Source organism: Diaminobutyricibacter sp. McL0608, assembly GCF_039613825.1.
Lineage (GTDB): Bacteria > Actinomycetota > Actinomycetes > Actinomycetales > Microbacteriaceae > Diaminobutyricibacter.
Window position 1 is genome coordinate 2,751,416 of the sequence record NZ_CP154826.1, and the last position, 15,010, is coordinate 2,766,425.

Consider the following 15,010-nt stretch of genomic DNA (forward strand, 5'->3'; position numbering starts at 1 on the left):
CTGGCGCGCCGTGCTTGCTGGCGCGCTGTGCTTGCACGCCCGCGAGGGGTGCCAGAAGTGGGTTTCGGCCCGCGTGAATAGTACTTCTCGCACCTTTCGCGGGATCGAAGGTGACCGGCCGGCGCGTCAGAGGCGACTGGAGTCACAGCGCGACGGGAAGTCACAGCGCGACGGGGGCGGTGTCGGCGGGGACGGAGTCGCGGCTCGCAGGCGCCGGAACGGCGGCGGATGCGCGGCGGGAGCGTGAGCGGTCGATGCCGAAGCTCAGCAGCGACAGGGCGATACCCGCGATGCAGAGCCCCACGCCGACGGCGATCGGTGAGAGGTAGCCGAAGCCTGCGGCGATCGTGAGGCCGCCGAGGAACGCCCCGGAAGCGTTGGCCATGTTGAGTGCCGAGTGGTTGAGGGCCGCGGCGATCGACTGGCTGTCGTGCGCCACATCCATCAGCCGGGTCTGGATGGCCGGAGACAGCGCCGAACAGGCTGCCGCGATCACGAACAGCGAGAGCAGCAGGCCCACGACGTTTCCTGCCGTGAAGAACAGCACAGCCAAACTCACGAGGACGATCCCGAACGCGATCAGCATGAACCGCTTGAGGCTGCGGTCCGCTCCCCAGCCTCCGACGAAGTTGCCCACGGTCATGCCGATGCCGACGAGCACCAGCACGAGGGGAACGGCCGACGAGCTGAGGCCGGTTATCTCCGTGACGATCGGAGCGACATACGTGTACACGGCGAAGAAGCCGCCGAAGCCGATGGCGCCGATCGCCAGGGTGAGCCACACCTGCAAGCGAGTGAATGCGCGCAGTTCGCGGCGCATCGTCGCGGCCGGGTTGCCTGCCTGCCACGGCACCAGGAATGCGACGGCGACGAAGGTAAGCACAAAGATCGCTGCCACCACGAGGTAGGCGATGCGCCACCCATGTTCCTGCCCGAGCCAGGTGATCAGCGGCACCCCGATGACGTTCGCGATGGTGAGGCCGGACAGCACGAAGGCGACACCCTTGCCACGATTGCCCGGGCCCATCAGCGAGGCTGCGACGAGCGATGCGATTCCGAAGTAGGCACCGTGCGGAAGCGCCGTCAGGAACCGGGCGAGCAGCACCAGCCCGAAGGTCGGCGCGAGAGCGGACGCGACAGTGCCGATCGCGAAGGCCACGAGCAGCCAGAGCAGGAGCTTCTTTCGGGGCAGCCGTGCCGCCAGTGCCGCGATGGTCGGTGCGCCGACGACGACGCCGAGCGCGTAAGCGGAGATCACCCAGCCGGCCTGCGCGTTCGCGTCGGACGGCGACGCCGCATAGAGCGACGGCAGCAGGTCGTGCGCGAGGTTCGGCAGCAGCCCGATGGAGACGAATTCGGACGAACCGATGCCGAAACCGCCCATGGCGAGGGCCAGGAGCGCAAAACGAATACGGGCCGACGACAGCTGCGTCGGCCCGTTGGTGGCGGGGTTCACACGTCGAGACTACAGGGAAATCGTCGAAAATCGAATCGATTCGATAAATCCGGCGATTTCGGTGTCATGAACAGGTTCGGGTCCGACTCAGCCGCGATCGCAGTACGCTCAGCGCGTGGACCGCAGTCTGCTCAGCCCTCGGACGCCGACCGTTCGAGCGCGGCCTCCAGCCGTTCCACCTTGCCGTCGAGCTCTCCCGTGTGCCCGGGCCGGATGTCCGCCTTCAGCACCAGCGCGACGCGCGTTCCATACGCGCCCACCGCATCCGTCGCCCGTTTGACCACGTCGAAGACCTCGTCCCACTCCCCCTCGATCGTGGTGAACATCGAGTCCGTGTGATTCGGCAGGCCCGATTCGCGCACGATCCTCACTGCTGCCGCGACCGCGTCGTGAACTGATGCGTCGGGCGCTTCGCCGCCACTCGGCGCCACCGAGAATGCAACAAGCATGATTCCTACTCCTTCGTTTCGAGCGAACCGGATGCCGTCAGACTTGCGTCGTCGCCCGCATCCTCGCTTTCGACCGGAAGCGCGCGGAACGGCCAGACGCGCACCGGCACCTCATCAGTATCGTCCGTCGTCGGATGGGCGGCGCGCCAGAGCGACCAGATCGCCCACCCGAGCACGATGAGCAGCATGAGGTTGCGTGCGGTGAGGATGGCCAGCGCGGCCGGGTGCACGTTCAGGATGAGGTCGTACACGTTCGGATAGATGACCTGCGTGAGCAGGGCGGTCGCCGCGATCAGGATCGCCGGCGTGCGGAAGGCGCGGCCGCGATAGACGAGGCCGATCACGACCGGCGCGGCCAGCCACGTGATGTACTGCGGCGACCCGACCTTGTTGAAGACGATGAATGTCGCGACGAGCGCGAGACTCAGCGACGGCAGCAGCCGCGTCATCGGCGCGCCGGACCGCACCGCCCGGATCCCGAGGAGGAGCACGACGACGACCGCGATCCCCAGCAGCGGATTCATGAGGGAGCTGGCGACCGTGCTGCCGTCGCCGGTGACCTGGAAGGTGAGCAGCTGCGGGTCGTAGTAGACGAACGCATGGGGACGCGCGAACGCTGCCTCCCACATCCACGGCGTGCTGATCGGCGCCTCGATCTGCAGACTCCGACCGGTCTGCATCGTGATGAAGCTGAGCACGTGCCAGCCGCTGCCGAACGTGAGGGCGAGGATGAGGAGGATCAGGCTCGTCACCGCGGCGACCACCAAAACCTGCCAGCGGGTGCGGACCGATACGACCACCGCCGCGAGGATCGCAGCGGGCCAGACCTTGATCCAGGTGGCGGCGGTGAGCATCACGACTGCCACACGCTCGCGCAGGGTCAGCCAGAGAAGCCCGACGATCACGAGCGGTACCGAGACGGAGTCCAGCCGTCCGATCGCGACAGGGCCGAGTAGCAGGAGGAACCCGAGCCACCACCACGCTGCGACGAGCTGGCGGGGGCGGCGGCCGATGGTCAGCACCGCGAACGCTCCGGCGTCGAGGAGCAGCACGAGGGTCAGCCACGATCCGATGTAGTTGTCTGCGCCGAGGAGCAGCGGGAGCATGATGGGCACGATCGCCCCGATCGGGTACACCCAGTCGGACTGGATGCCCACCACCGAGCCGGCCTGCGCCAGCTGCGCCCACGGTTTGTAGACGAGGTAGACGTCGCCGAGGGGCTGGCCGTCGGAATGGAACGCCAGGAATCCGAGCAGCAGGTGCACGAGGAGGAACGCGATCCAGAGCGCGAGAGGGGATGCGAACACCCGGCGAAGCTCGGATGCGTCCGGTTCCGGCGTCGCCGAACCCGCTCGTAGTGCCGGTTCGAACGCCATAGACGCCCATCGTACCGGTGCGACATTGCATGCCGCCGCCGAACATCCGTCTCCGGTCAGGCCAGAAGCTCGGCGACCGTCACCGGGAGCGACTCCGTGATGTCCAGCGCCGCGATCGGGCCACCCGCGGAGGCGCGTTCTGCCGCCCGACCATGGATGAACGCCGCTGTCGCCGCCAGCATCGCGAGGGCTGAGGCATCCGCCGCCACCGCACGCGCGTGCGTAGCCACCAGCGCGCCGAGGATGCCGCCGAGGACGTCGCCGCTCCCGGCGGTGGCGAGCCAGGCCGGGCCTGCCGTGACGCGTAGCCGAGTACCCGTCGGATCAGCGACGTAGGTCGTGTGCCCCTTGAGCAGAACGGCGACCCGAAGGAGTTCAGCCGCCCGCACCACCCACTGAGCCGGATCCGCTGCGATGGCGTCCGCGCTGGGGGCGCCGGTGGTCCGCTCCGCCAGGACCTTCGCCAGCTCCCGGAAGTGCGGGGTGATGACGACGGGACCCGTGGCCGAATCGATCAGGTCGAGTGCGCCGGCATCGACGACGATCGGCTTTCCGTCGGCAAAAGCCGCACGCAGCCGGGTCGCGTCGTCCTCCGGGCGGGTCGCCGCGTCCATCCCGGAGCCGACCAGCCAGGCCTGGACCTGGCCTGACGCCGTGACCACCTCCGGACGTCGCTGGAGGACGAGCTCGGCAGGATGCGCGGCCCCGACGTATCGGACCATCCCGAGTCCGGTGCGCACGGCCGCCTCGACCCCGAGCACCGCGGCGCCGGGGTAGCGATCCGAGCCGGTCACGACACCGAGCACACCCCTGCTGTACTTGTCGTCGCTCTCCATCGGAGCTGTGATCCAGATGCTCGCGTCGTCTGCCGTCCAGTCGCGCCACGGGGTCTTTCCGTCCACAGGGGAAGCGCCATCCACAGCTCGCGCACCCCGGGCATTCGTACTCATGCCTTCACGATAGGTTGAAAACGATGAAAGAGGTCAGCACTGTGACTGCGAACGCGAGTATCAGCATTCCCGGCAAGGTCGTCGTCTTCGACTACGGCGAAGTCATCTCGGTCAGCCCGAGCGAGGCAGACCGCACCGTTCTCGCCGGAATGGCCGGTGGCGAATCGGAGGCGTTCTGGCCCGCCTACTGGCGGCATCGAGACGCGCTCGATCAGGGCACGATGAGCATCCGGGACTACTGGCGGGGCATCGGGTCGGAGCTGGGCGAACAGTGGAGCGACTCGAAGATCCATCGTCTGTGGCTCGCGGACTTCCGCAGCTGGCTGTCGATCGACCACGAGACCCTGGAGGTGCTGATCGACCTCCAGGAGGGCGGCACGCGCCTCGCATTGCTCTCCAACGCGGGTCGCGACTTCGGTTCGTATTTTCGCCACGGCTCCCTGGGCGACCTCTTCGAGGCCGTCTTCGTGAGCGGAGAGCTCGGCACGATCAAGCCGAGTGCCGACATCTTCGAGATCGTGATGAGCGAACTCGGAATAAGTGCGGCAGACATGATCTTCATCGATAACAGGGAGGACAACGTCCGCGGAGCCGAAGCACTCGGAATCACCGGACACGTCTTCACCGGCGCAACTGACCTTCGACGGTTCCTCACGTCGCTCGCCGCCTGAGCCGTCCACGATCCCCCGACCAGCGCGCCCGACCACGGAACGGAACTGACACTCCATGCCAACACTCTTCGACCCTCTGAGCATCCGTGGCGCGACCATGCGCAACCGCATCTGGGTCTCCCCCATGTGCCAGTACTCCGTCTCCAAGCGCGACGGCGTGCCGCACGACTGGCATTTCGTGCACCTCGGGTCGCTCGCCACCGGTGGCGCCGGACTCGTCATCACCGAGGCCACCGCAGTCAGTCCTGAAGGCCGGATCTCGCCCGAGGACACCGGAATCTGGAACGACGTTCAGCGTGACGCCTGGGCGCGCATCGTCGGCTTCATCGTCGATCGGGGTGCCGTCCCGGGCATCCAGCTGGCGCACGCGGGCCGCAAGGCGTCGACCTGGGCGCCGTGGGGTCACGATGGAAAGCACGGGTCGGTGCCGGAGGCCGACGGCGGGTGGCAGGCCGTCGCGCCGTCCGCCGTCGCGTTCAGCGGATACGACCAGCCCCTCGCGCTCGATGCCGCCGGCATCGACAAGGTCGTCGCAGACTTCACAGCCGCTGCGCGGCGTGCTGTCGACGCGGGTTTCCGGGTGCTCGAGATCCACGGCGCGCACGGCTACCTCGTACACCAGTTCCTGTCACCGCTCTCCAACCTGCGTGATGACGAGTACGGCGGTTCGCTCGAGAACCGTGCGCGGCTCCTTCTCCGCATCGTGCGTTCCGTGCGTGACGAAGTCGATGACGACATCGCCGTGATCGTGCGGCTCTCCGCATCCGACTACGCCGAGGGCGGCTGGGATCAGGAGCAGACCTCCACCGTCGCCACCTGGGCCGCCGAAGCCGGTGCGGACTTCTTCGACATCTCGAGCGGCGGCAATGTCGCCGGTGTCCGCATTCCGCTCGGTCCCGGATACCAGGTGCCCTTCGCCGACTTCGTCCGGCACCAGTCGGAGGTCGCAGTCGGGGCAGTCGGCCTCATCACGACGCCGCAGCAGGCCGCGGCCGTGATCGAAGAAGGCCGAGCGGATGCGGTGCTCCTGGCACGCGAACTGCTCCGTGATCCGCATTTCCCGTTGCGCGCGGCGCACGAGCTGGGTGTCGAACTCGACTACTGGCCGGGGCAGTACTTGCGGGCCCGCTGGCCGGAGGCCTGACCGGTGCCGCGACGCGATGCGCGGTCAGGCGCGACGCGTCGCATCCTGAACCTCGCCGACCAGTTCCTCGATGATGTCCTCAAGGAAGAGCACGCCTGTCGTGTCCCCGTCCGCGTTGAACACGCGTGCCAGGTGAACGCCTGACCGTCTCATGCTCGCCAGCGCGTCCTCGAGATCGCTTTCGGCGAAAACGGTGACGAGCCGGCGGATGCGCTTCGTCGGTACAGGAAGCTCGAACCCGGTCTCCTCCAGGTCGAGCACATCCTTCAGATGGAGATACCCGACCGGTTCCCCCGACTCGTCCAGGACCACGTAGCGCGAGAATCCGTGCTTCGCGACCGCCCGTTCCACATCGCGGGGGGTCGCATTGTGCGGAAGTGAAACCAGCTTTCCGAGCCGCAGCGCCACGTCGTGCACCTTCTTCTCGGTGAATTCGAACGCCGCCGTCAAAGCGCCGGTGCGGTCGGTGAGAAGGCCTTCCCGCGTGGACTGGTTCACGATGGTGGCGACTTCGTCAAGGGTGAAAGTGCTGGCTGCTTCCGCTTTCGGTTCCACGCGGAACAGGCGAAGAACCGCATTCGCCGACGCATTCAGCGCCACGATGATCGGTCGGAACACCCGTGCGATCGCAACCAGCGGCGGTGCAAGGAGCAGTGCCGCCCGGTCCGGCATGGAGAACGACAGGTTCTTCGGAACCATCTCACCGAACACGACATGAAGGAACGACACCAGAATCAGCGTGATGATGAACGCGATGGTGCCGATCACCTCATCCGGCCACCCGGTGAGTTGAAGCGGACCCTGCAGCAGGTGGTGGATCGCCGGCTCCGACACGTTCAGGATCAGCAGCGAGCACACCGTGATTCCCAGCTGGGTCGTCGCGAGCATCTGTGTCGCATGCTCCATCGCGTACAGAGCCGTGCGTGCGCTCCGCTTCCCGTGCTCCGCCTGCGGTTCGATCTGGGAGCGCCGCGCAGAGATCACCGCGAATTCTGCTCCGACGAAGAACGCGTTGACGAGGAGGAGCACCACCAGCCAGGCGAGTCCGGCCCAGTCACTCATCGCCGCCCTCCCGCCGTCGATCCGATTCGGTTGGCGGGGCCTCATCCGGGTCCGGGGTGAAGCGGATGCGGTCGATACGGCGACCATCCAACCGCTCGACGCGCAGCATGCCGCCGTCGATCAGGACCTCGTCGCCCACCACCGGAAGTCGCCCGAGCTCGTTCATCACGAAACCCGCGACCGTCTCGTAGGGCCCCTCCTCAGGAACCTCGACGCCTGCCCGTTCGAGCAGTTCGTCGGGCCGGAGGATGCCCGGGAATGTCAGCGAGTCCCTCCCCCGCACGACATCCGCACGCGTTCTGTCATGTTCGTCGGCGACTTCCCCGATGAGTTCCTCGACCAGGTCTTCGAGGGTCGCGATCCCGGAAGTTCCGCCGTACTCATCGACGACCACGGCCATCTGGTAGCCGCTCGCACGCAGCTCGCCGAGGAGCGTATCCAGGCTCATCGTCTCCGGCACGCGAAGCGCATCAGTCTGCAGCGCAGACACCGGCACCCGTTCGCGACGGCCACGGGGCACCGCGACCGCCTGCTTCACGTGAACCAGCCCGACCACATCATCCACGTCTTCGTCGACCACCGGGAAACGCGAGTATCCCGTGTTCCTCGCGAGATTGAGGACCGCCTGAGCCGGGTCCGTGCGCTTGACGCTCGCGATCCGAAGTCGTGGGGTCATCACATCGGATGCCGAGTGGCTCGAGAACGCGAGTGTGCGACTGAGCAGTGTTGCCGTATCCGCCTCCAGCACGCCCGCGCTCGCCGACCGCCGGACGAGCGACGAGAGCTCTTCAGCCGTTCGTGCTCCCGACAGCTCCTCCTTCGGTTCGACACCGAACAGGCGGATCACCCCGTTCGCTGTGCCGTTGAGGAGTGCAACGAAGGGTTTGAACACAGCGGTGAACACCGTCTGGAACGGAATGACCAGTTTGGCCGTCGCGAGCGGCAGCGCCAGAGCGAAGTTCTTGGGTACCAGTTCACCCAGGATCATCGACAGCAACGTCGCGACCACGATCGCGACTGTCGTGGCGATCACCGGTACGGCCCCGGATGGGACGCCGATGGATGTCAGCGGTCCGGACAGGAGTGAGCTGATCGCGGGCTCCATCGTGTATCCGGTGAGGAGCGTCGTCAGCGTGATGCCGAGTTGTGCGCTCGACAGGTGAGTGGACGTGATCTTCAGGGCCGCGATCGTCATGCCCAGGCGTGTCTCGCCGCGGGCGCGTCGTGCTTCGAGGTCGCTGCGGTCGAGGTTGACCAGCGAGAATTCACTCGCGACGAAGAGGCCTGTTCCGATCGTCAGCACCACTCCGATGCCGAGCATGATCCACTCATAGGCCATTGCGGCCACCGCGCATCCGGGATGAGCGCCCACTGAGACTCAGCGCGACCGCTGGCCGCGCCGAGGCGAATGGGCTATCGGCAGAAGGGGGGTCGTCCATTGTCAGGCCAAGTATACCGGGAGGGGTGCGGTGTTTTCGGTTGGCTCGGCGGTGACAACCACTCCTCCACAATTGCGGTTCTGATGGAGTTATCCACAGGCAAAATAGCTGGTCAGGGATGTTTATTGGCGGCTTCGAATGTCGGTGGCCGCTGGTTGAGTTGAGTCATGACCTTCCCACCGGCTTCCGACCTCGACCGGCTCGCCGCCGCCGTCGAGGCGCTGCGCGCACTCGAGGCGAGTGCGGGTGCCGAGGCGGATGGCGGGGTCTGTGCGGATGCTCGTGCGGGGATGGATGCGCTGGGCCTGACCAATACACAGAAGCTCGTGCGGTCGTTGGCTGTCCTGGGTGCGGTGCGGGCGGCGGTGGATGCGGTGGCCCTGCACCGGATTGCCGCGCTCGAACGGGAGCGTTCGTTCGATCCGGAGGCGGATCCGGTGCAGGCGGCCGGGCATCCGAATGTCGAGTCGTTGCTGGCCGAACTGTGGAAGACACCACTGCCCGCTGCCCGGCAGTTATGTGGAGTAGCCCGGGCGACAGCGCCTCGGCACTCCTTGCAGGGTGACGAGCTGCCTGCGGAGTTCCCAGACCTTGCGAAGGCGCTGCTCGGCAATGGTGCTGGCTCGGAGCACGGAGGTGAGCCGGTCAACGCCGGCAGCGACACCGCTGACGCGGACCCGGGCGACGACGCCGGCGACCCTGCGGGTGCTGCTGCCAGGGTTGTGCGGTCGTGGATGTCGGTCGCGCAGGCGGGCGTGATCATCCGGGAACTGGGGAAGACCGGTCCCGGCTGCGGCCTGGACGAGCGGGCGATGGGCGAACGGGCTCTGATCGAGCATGCGCCCGGGTTGACGGTGGAGCAGCTGCGCAAACTGGCCGTCCAGGTGCGTGAGCGGCTCGATCAGGACGGCACCGAACCCCGCGAACAGATGCAGCGCCGCCGCCGGTCGTTGACGATCACCACCACCCGCGACGGGATGACCCACATCAACTGGTACCTCGACGCCGAGTCTGCCGGGCATGTGCTTCCACAGCTCACCGCCTACGTCAGCCAGGACTACCGGGCCAGTCGCGATAAACCCGGGTCCGGTGTCAGCCCGACATCGTCAGACGCTGGCCCGGCCGGCGGGGTCCGGTTTCAACTCACCGACACGACCGAAACCGACGTGAACAACCCCGACTCCGACGGCACGAGAGCAGAGGCGGTGATGCCGGAGTCGCGCACTCTCGCACAGCTGCGGTCGGATGGGGCGGTCGACGCCTTCCGCCACCTGGCCGGCTGCAGCACCCCCGGGTCACGGCCGCCGGTGACGATGATCGTGCGGGTCGGGTTGAATGACCTGCGCAGCGGGGACGGCACCGCCGAGATCGACGAGGTCCCCACCCCGGTCAGTGCCGGCACCGCCCGTCGGCTCGCCGCCGACGCGAACGTGATCCCGATGGTCCTCGGCGGGAACAGTGAAGTCCTCGACCTGGGCCGGAAACAACGGCTGTTCAGCCCCGCCCAGAAGCACGCTCTCGCCGAACGCGACGACGGCTGCGCCTGGACCGGCTGCCCCCACCCACCCTCCTACGCGCAAGCGCACCACATCCGCTGGTGGGACCGCGATACCGGCCCGACCGACCTGGACAACGGGATCCTGTTGTGTTCCCAGCATCATCATCGGGTGCACGACGACGGCTGGGACATTCACATCCGGGACAACACCCCGTGGTTCACCCCACCGGCCCACCACGACCCAACCCGCACACCCCGACCCGGCGGACGCATCCGCTTACCTGAATCGGCACCACCGTGACCCAGATGTCAACGAACTCGAACGCCGGCACAAACACCAACACGAACATCGAAATCGACGAGCACACGGGAACCGAAACGGCTCGGGTTCGTGCGCGGCCGATACGCCCTGGCCCGCAAGTGATCGAGCACACTCATGCCACGAACCGATTCGTCGAGCACGGCCAGGTCACCCGTGACGGCTGCATACGACTCGACGATCCCGAACAGGACATGATCGTTGGCGGCGTAAGGGTTCCCCACCGGCAGCAGCTTGAAGGTGTCGAACGAGTGCGAAGCCTCGTACGGCTGCGCGTGCGCGGCGAGAATCCAGGCCCGCAGACCGACCGGTTCGAGCATGGCCGCGGTGCGCGCCCACTCCGACTGGTCCCCGTAGTACGTGGCGGTGGCTCCAGGCCGGGGGCCTCCCGTCAAGAAGACGGGACCGATCGAGCTCACCTTCGAATTCCGCAGGTACAACGCAAGCAGGGCACCGAGGTAGTACGCATGTGCGAGTTCGGCATCGGAGGTGACCAGGACCGGCAGATGCCCCGAGAAGCTGGCATTCCCGGGAGTGAACGCATCCACCCAGAGAGAGCGCCACCGGTCGGCGACGCCGGCGAGGCGTTCGACGAAAGCTGAGGGGGTGCGACGCACCGAGATTGGCCCCTTTGCGCATTCCGCCTCCTGATGCATCACCCGTGGTTGATCCATCGCATGGGAATACTCAGCCGAAGGACTCCAGCAGGTCGTTCGACGGAACGAAGAACGTCGTGCCCGTGGCAGCGGTCGAGAAGTCGAGGATGCGGTCATACGATCCGAGCGGATCGCCCATGAACATCCGCCGCAGCATCTGTTCGATCACCCACAGGTCCCGCGAATAGCCGATGAAGTAGGTGCCGAACTCGCCGCTCCCCGGCCTGCCGAACGGCATGTTGTCACGCAGGATGTCGTGCTCGACCCCGTTGGCGTCTGTGATGGTCGTGAGCGTCTTGTGCGAGGGCCGCTTCTCGGTGTCTCCGTCGAGTTCGACGTTGTCGGACTTCGTGCGCCCGATGATCCGCTCCTGGTCCTCCGTCGAGAGCCTGTCCCAGGCGCCCAGGTCATGAAGGTATTTCTGCACCACGACGTAACTTCCCCCGACGAACTCGGGATCCTCGTCGCCGATCAGTGACGACATCCACATCGAGTCGCCGGTCGGGTTCTCGGTGCCGTCGACGAAGCCCAGCAGGTCGCGCGAGTCGAAGTAGCGGAAGCCGCTCACCTCGTCGACGACGGTGACGGCAGCGCCGAAGGCCTCCAGCAGCAGTCGTTCGAGCTCGAAGCAGAGGTCGCTGCGCTCGCTCCGGATGTGGAACAGCACGTCCCCCGGTGTCGAGACGGCGATGTGGCGGGAGCCGTCTTCGCGTTCGGCACCGATGATGCGCGGAAAGACGTGCAACTGCGCCGGACGCGACGACTGCCCGAACCGATCCCAGGCCTCACGCCCGATTCCGACATTGCACGACAGGTGGGCGTTCAGGTCACGGAAGCCGACTGCGCGAACGAGCGCGCCCATGTCGGCGATCACCGAACGGGCTGTCGCCAGTGCCTCGGCCGATTCGCCGATGCTGACCACGAGGAAGATGGCGGATGCGGAGAGCGGCGCGTTGACGCTCTGCGGCTCGATCGGTACGCGGTTCCAGCTTCCGTCTGACATCCGGTCCTCCCCTGTCGCGATCAGGCCCTTTCGCGAACGAGCCCTGTCGTGAACGAGCCCGTAGCTCTCAGGCCCTGTCGCGTTCAGAGTAGCCGTCGCGTGCCACGGTTGGACAGAGTTTCAGCGCCCGACGGCGTAACCCTGCATTCCGCGCGGATTCGCAGCAGCCCGAACGATTCCGTCCGACCACGAGACGGCCGAAAGCCTGCCGAGCGACCAGGGGCCCGCCACGTCGATACGGTGCCCGAGACGGCGGAGTTCCTCGATGACCTCGTCGCCGAGACGGTCCTCGACGACGAGGCCCGCGGGCTCCCAGTCACGCGGCCAGAACGAGCTCACCAGCGAGGTGGTGTGGAAGCTGGGCGCATCGATCGCCGCCTGCAGGCTGTAGCCGCCGACGACGAGTCGGATCAAGAAGGGCAGCTGCCACTGCTCCTGCTGGTCGCCGCCCGGCGAGCCGAACGCGGCGTAAGGCCGTCCCTCCTGCACGAGCACTGTCGGCGTCAGGGTGGTGCGCGGCCGCAGACCCGGGGTGAGCGTTGTCGGGAGTCCGAGTTCGAGCCGGGTCATCTGCAGGCGGGTTCCGAGCGCGAACCCGACGGACGGGATGTACGGAGAGGACTGCAGCCAGCCGCCCGACGGGGTCGCCGCGACCAGGTTGCCCCACCGATCGACGACGTCGATGTGGCAGGTGTCGCCACGCGCTTCGCCGCGGACGCCGAGGGTCGGTTCGCCGGATGCTGCGGCAGCGACCGGCGCTTCGGTCGCCTCGACCGGTGCTGATCCGACCACGGGATGATCGCCGAGCGACCGATCGCCGTAGCCCGGGACGGAACCCGGCCGCAGCTCGGTCGAGGCGGCGCTGTCGATCAGCGCACGGCGTTCGGCCGCGTACTCTGCGGAGAGCAGGTGGTCGATCGGCACATCCACGCCGTCGCCGTAGTAGGCGTCGCGGTCGGCGAACGCGAGCTTCTGCGCTTCCACGATCCGGTGGATGCCGGCAGCCGTCGATGGGTCGAGCTCGTCATCACCGAAGCCGTCGAGGATGGCGAGCGCCTGGAGGAACGCCGGCCCCTGCGACCAGGCTCCCGCTTTCAGCACCGTCCGCCCGCGGAACGGTGCGGAGATCGGTTCTTCCCAGGTCGCGCGGAACCCGGCGAAGTCGGCGGCGGCGATCACGCCGGCGTGGCGCTCACCGGACGAGTCGAGCGCAGGGCCGGCGACGAACTCTTCGACCTTCTCGGCGACGGCTGCACCCGCCCAGGCTGCGCGCGCGCTGTCGATCCGTTCCTCACGTGTGCCGGCATCGCGACCCGCGTCGATCAGGAGCTCCAGGGTGTGCGCCCAGGCCCCATTGCGCACGATGGATCCCGGCGCCGGTGCGACGCCATCGGCGAGCCACTGCTCGGCAGAGGTCGGCCATTCCGTGCGGAACAGTTCCGCAACGGCGCCGATCGTCTTCACGACACCCGGGGCGACCGGATGCCCGTCGCGGGCGTAGCCGATCGCGTACTCCCACACATCCGCCAGCTCCCACGTGCCGCGGTCTCGGAGCAGCAGCAGCCAGGCGTCGACCGCGCCCGGAACCGCCGCGGCGAGGAAGCCGGACCCCGGAACGAGCCCGAGCCCGAGCTCCCGGTAGGCGGCCGCGGATGCGCCCGCCGGCGCCGGCCCCTGCCCCATGAGCACCTGCGGCTCTTCGCCGCTCGGTGCGACGATCGCGACCAGATCGCCACCCGGGCCGTTCAGGTGCGGCTCCACCACGTGAAGCACGAAGGCACCCGCGACTGCGGCGTCGAACGCGTTGCCGCCACGCTCCAGCACAGCTTGCGCACTCTGACTGGCCAGCCAGTGGGTCGATGCGGCCATACCGAAAGTGCCCGCAAGGGTGGGTCGCGTCGTGAACGCATCCGGCTGGGTGAAGGGGGCCATCGATGATCCTTTCGCAGATGCTTCACGCAGCTGAAGCATTGGCTCGTCTACCTCCACCGTATAGAGTGACGCACGAATCCCGGGACCGCACGGTGAGGTGCGCCTCCCGAATCGATGCGGCGAAGGGGGTTCGCATGACCGGCATCCGACTGAGCGACGGTTCCACGATCGAGGCGGTCATCGAGGGGGCCGGACCGGCCGTCCTGTTGCCCGTCGATCCGATACCCGTCACCGGCGACCGCGCCGCCGAACTCCGCAAGTGGGGCGTCGATCCGGCTCTCGGGCGACGACTCGTCGACGGACTGAGCGACCGCTTCCGCGTGGTGGCGTTCGACTATGAAGGCCACCTGGCCGAGCATCCGAAACCCGACAGCCTCACTCCGGGAAACGTCGCCTTCGATCTCCTCACCGTCGCGGATGCGGCGGGAACCGATCGTTTCGCTTACTACGGCTATTCGTGGCTCGCGCTCGCTGGGCTCCAGCTCGCCCTTCGCACCGACCGCCTCTCGGCGCTCGTGATGGGCGGCTACCCGCCGCTCGACGGACCGTACGAGGAGATGCTCGCGGTGACCGAGGCCGGACACGACCAGGCGATCGCAGCAGCCGAGCGCAGAGAAGCGGCAGCCGCGGCCGACGCGCCCGAGCCCGAGCCCGCACCCACTCCCGCACCCGGCACCGGCTCGCCCGACTCCCCCGACTTCGACCCCGCCGATTTCGACTGGACATCCGTCGAGATCACGCTCACCGAGGAGCAGACACGCCAATACCTCACGCTCTACCGTGAGCTGCAGGGATTCGACGACCGGTCGATCCAGGACCGCCTGACCATCCCGCGTCTCTGTTTCGCCGGCTCCGCAGACACGATCGACTACGACGGGAGTTGGGGAGGCGTGACGGTCGACCTCGCCGGCCCCCTCGTGCGCGAACGGGACACGCTCCAGAGGCTCGGCTGGCAGGTGCACGTGCTCGAGGGGCTCGACCACACGAGTGCGATGCAGCCGGATGCGGTGCTCCCGATCATCCGTCCGTGGCTGTCGGAGAACCTGCTCTGACCC

The 15,010-nt window shown here is 67.4% G+C and carries 13 protein-coding genes; 4 read left to right on the plus strand and 9 right to left on the minus strand.

Annotated features, from left to right (window positions below):
• Nucleotides 1-160 precede the first annotated feature (160 nt).
• From AAYO93_RS13080 to AAYO93_RS13095, 4 genes are all read right to left on the minus strand, one after another.
• The gene (locus AAYO93_RS13080; RefSeq protein WP_345761619.1) at nt 161-1,456 is read right to left on the minus strand and encodes an MFS transporter; all 1,296 of its coding nucleotides are present in this window, start codon (nt 1,454-1,456) and stop codon (nt 161-163) included.
• Nucleotides 1,457-1,587: 131 nt separating this feature from the next.
• Nucleotides 1,588-1,905 (minus strand): thiamine-binding protein, encoded by a 318-nt coding sequence (locus tag AAYO93_RS13085; RefSeq protein ID WP_345761620.1) that lies wholly within the window; start codon nt 1,903-1,905, stop codon nt 1,588-1,590.
• Between the two features lie 5 nt (nt 1,906-1,910).
• Entirely contained in the window at nt 1,911-3,281 is a 1,371-nt protein-coding gene (locus tag AAYO93_RS13090) for a hypothetical protein (protein ID WP_345761621.1), read from the minus strand.
• A gap of 56 nt (nt 3,282-3,337) precedes the next feature.
• Nucleotides 3,338-4,231 (minus strand): ADP-dependent NAD(P)H-hydrate dehydratase, encoded by an 894-nt coding sequence (locus AAYO93_RS13095; protein WP_345761622.1) that lies wholly within the window; start codon nt 4,229-4,231, stop codon nt 3,338-3,340.
• A 23-nt stretch (nt 4,232-4,254) separates the two neighbouring features.
• On the opposite strand from AAYO93_RS13095, the gene AAYO93_RS13100 reads away from it, so the two are divergent.
• Both AAYO93_RS13100 and AAYO93_RS13105 read left to right on the plus strand, forming a co-directional pair.
• The gene (locus AAYO93_RS13100; RefSeq protein ID WP_345761623.1) at nt 4,255-4,902 is read left to right on the plus strand and encodes an HAD family hydrolase; all 648 of its coding nucleotides are present in this window, start codon (nt 4,255-4,257) and stop codon (nt 4,900-4,902) included.
• A gap of 55 nt (nt 4,903-4,957) precedes the next feature.
• Nucleotides 4,958-6,046 (plus strand): NADH:flavin oxidoreductase/NADH oxidase, encoded by a 1,089-nt coding sequence (locus tag AAYO93_RS13105; RefSeq protein WP_345761624.1) that lies wholly within the window; start codon nt 4,958-4,960, stop codon nt 6,044-6,046.
• Between the two features lie 24 nt (nt 6,047-6,070).
• Here AAYO93_RS13105 and AAYO93_RS13110 read toward each other — a convergent pair whose 3' ends face one another.
• Both AAYO93_RS13110 and AAYO93_RS13115 read right to left on the minus strand, forming a co-directional pair.
• Nucleotides 6,071-7,108 carry a hemolysin family protein gene (locus AAYO93_RS13110; protein ID WP_345761625.1) on the minus strand — a complete coding sequence of 346 codons (1,038 nt, stop codon included), beginning with the start codon at nt 7,106-7,108 and terminating at the stop codon, nt 6,071-6,073.
• A complete protein-coding gene (locus AAYO93_RS13115; RefSeq protein WP_345761626.1) occupies nt 7,101-8,429 on the minus strand; it encodes a hemolysin family protein in 1,329 nt (442 codons plus the stop codon). The genes AAYO93_RS13110 and AAYO93_RS13115 overlap by 8 nt, the downstream gene beginning before the upstream one ends.
• Before the next feature lie 285 nt (nt 8,430-8,714).
• Here AAYO93_RS13115 and AAYO93_RS13120 point away from each other — a divergent pair, with 285 nt between their 5' ends.
• On the plus strand, nt 8,715-10,346 hold the full coding sequence (locus tag AAYO93_RS13120) for a DUF222 domain-containing protein (protein WP_345761627.1): 1,632 nt from the start codon (nt 8,715-8,717) through the stop codon (nt 10,344-10,346).
• Nucleotides 10,347-10,354: 8 nt separating this feature from the next.
• Here the strand turns inward: AAYO93_RS13120 and AAYO93_RS13125 are convergent, their stop codons facing one another.
• The 3 genes from AAYO93_RS13125 to AAYO93_RS13135 all read right to left on the minus strand — a co-directional run bounded on the left by AAYO93_RS13125 (nt 10,355) and on the right by AAYO93_RS13135 (nt 13,955).
• On the minus strand, nt 10,355-10,981 hold the full coding sequence (locus tag AAYO93_RS13125) for a hypothetical protein (RefSeq protein ID WP_345761628.1): 627 nt from the start codon (nt 10,979-10,981) through the stop codon (nt 10,355-10,357).
• Nucleotides 10,982-11,051: 70 nt separating this feature from the next.
• Nucleotides 11,052-12,023 carry a Dyp-type peroxidase gene (locus tag AAYO93_RS13130; RefSeq protein WP_345761629.1) on the minus strand — a complete coding sequence of 324 codons (972 nt, stop codon included), beginning with the start codon at nt 12,021-12,023 and terminating at the stop codon, nt 11,052-11,054.
• Nucleotides 12,024-12,143: 120 nt separating this feature from the next.
• Nucleotides 12,144-13,955, minus strand: a complete 1,812-nt coding sequence (locus AAYO93_RS13135; protein WP_345761630.1) for a gamma-glutamyltransferase family protein — start codon at nt 13,953-13,955, stop codon at nt 12,144-12,146.
• A gap of 134 nt (nt 13,956-14,089) precedes the next feature.
• Between AAYO93_RS13135 and AAYO93_RS13140 the strand changes: the two genes are divergently transcribed.
• A complete protein-coding gene (locus AAYO93_RS13140) occupies nt 14,090-15,007 on the plus strand; it encodes an alpha/beta fold hydrolase (protein WP_345761631.1) in 918 nt (305 codons plus the stop codon).
• Nucleotides 15,008-15,010: the final 3 nt, after the last annotated feature.

What these genes read in the sequence shown, in the direction of transcription:
- AAYO93_RS13085 (WP_345761620.1), bottom strand. Translation starts at nt 1,905, where the DNA reads ATGCTTGTTGCATTCTCGGTGGCGCCGAGTGGCGGCGAAGCGCCCGAC.
- AAYO93_RS13090 (WP_345761621.1), bottom strand. Translation starts at nt 3,281, where the DNA reads ATGGCGTTCGAACCGGCACTACGAGCGGGTTCGGCGACGCCGGAACCG.
- AAYO93_RS13095 (WP_345761622.1), bottom strand. Translation starts at nt 4,231, where the DNA reads ATGAGTACGAATGCCCGGGGTGCGCGAGCTGTGGATGGCGCTTCCCCT.
- AAYO93_RS13100 (WP_345761623.1), top strand. Translation starts at nt 4,255, where the DNA reads ATGAAAGAGGTCAGCACTGTGACTGCGAACGCGAGTATCAGCATTCCC.
- AAYO93_RS13105 (WP_345761624.1), top strand. Translation starts at nt 4,958, where the DNA reads ATGCCAACACTCTTCGACCCTCTGAGCATCCGTGGCGCGACCATGCGC.
- AAYO93_RS13110 (WP_345761625.1), bottom strand. Translation starts at nt 7,108, where the DNA reads ATGAGTGACTGGGCCGGACTCGCCTGGCTGGTGGTGCTCCTCCTCGTC.
- AAYO93_RS13115 (WP_345761626.1), bottom strand. Translation starts at nt 8,429, where the DNA reads ATGCTCGGCATCGGAGTGGTGCTGACGATCGGAACAGGCCTCTTCGTC.
- AAYO93_RS13120 (WP_345761627.1), top strand. Translation starts at nt 8,715, where the DNA reads ATGACCTTCCCACCGGCTTCCGACCTCGACCGGCTCGCCGCCGCCGTC.
- AAYO93_RS13130 (WP_345761629.1), bottom strand. Translation starts at nt 12,023, where the DNA reads ATGTCAGACGGAAGCTGGAACCGCGTACCGATCGAGCCGCAGAGCGTC.
- AAYO93_RS13135 (WP_345761630.1), bottom strand. Translation starts at nt 13,955, where the DNA reads ATGGCCCCCTTCACCCAGCCGGATGCGTTCACGACGCGACCCACCCTT.
- AAYO93_RS13140 (WP_345761631.1), top strand. Translation starts at nt 14,090, where the DNA reads ATGACCGGCATCCGACTGAGCGACGGTTCCACGATCGAGGCGGTCATC.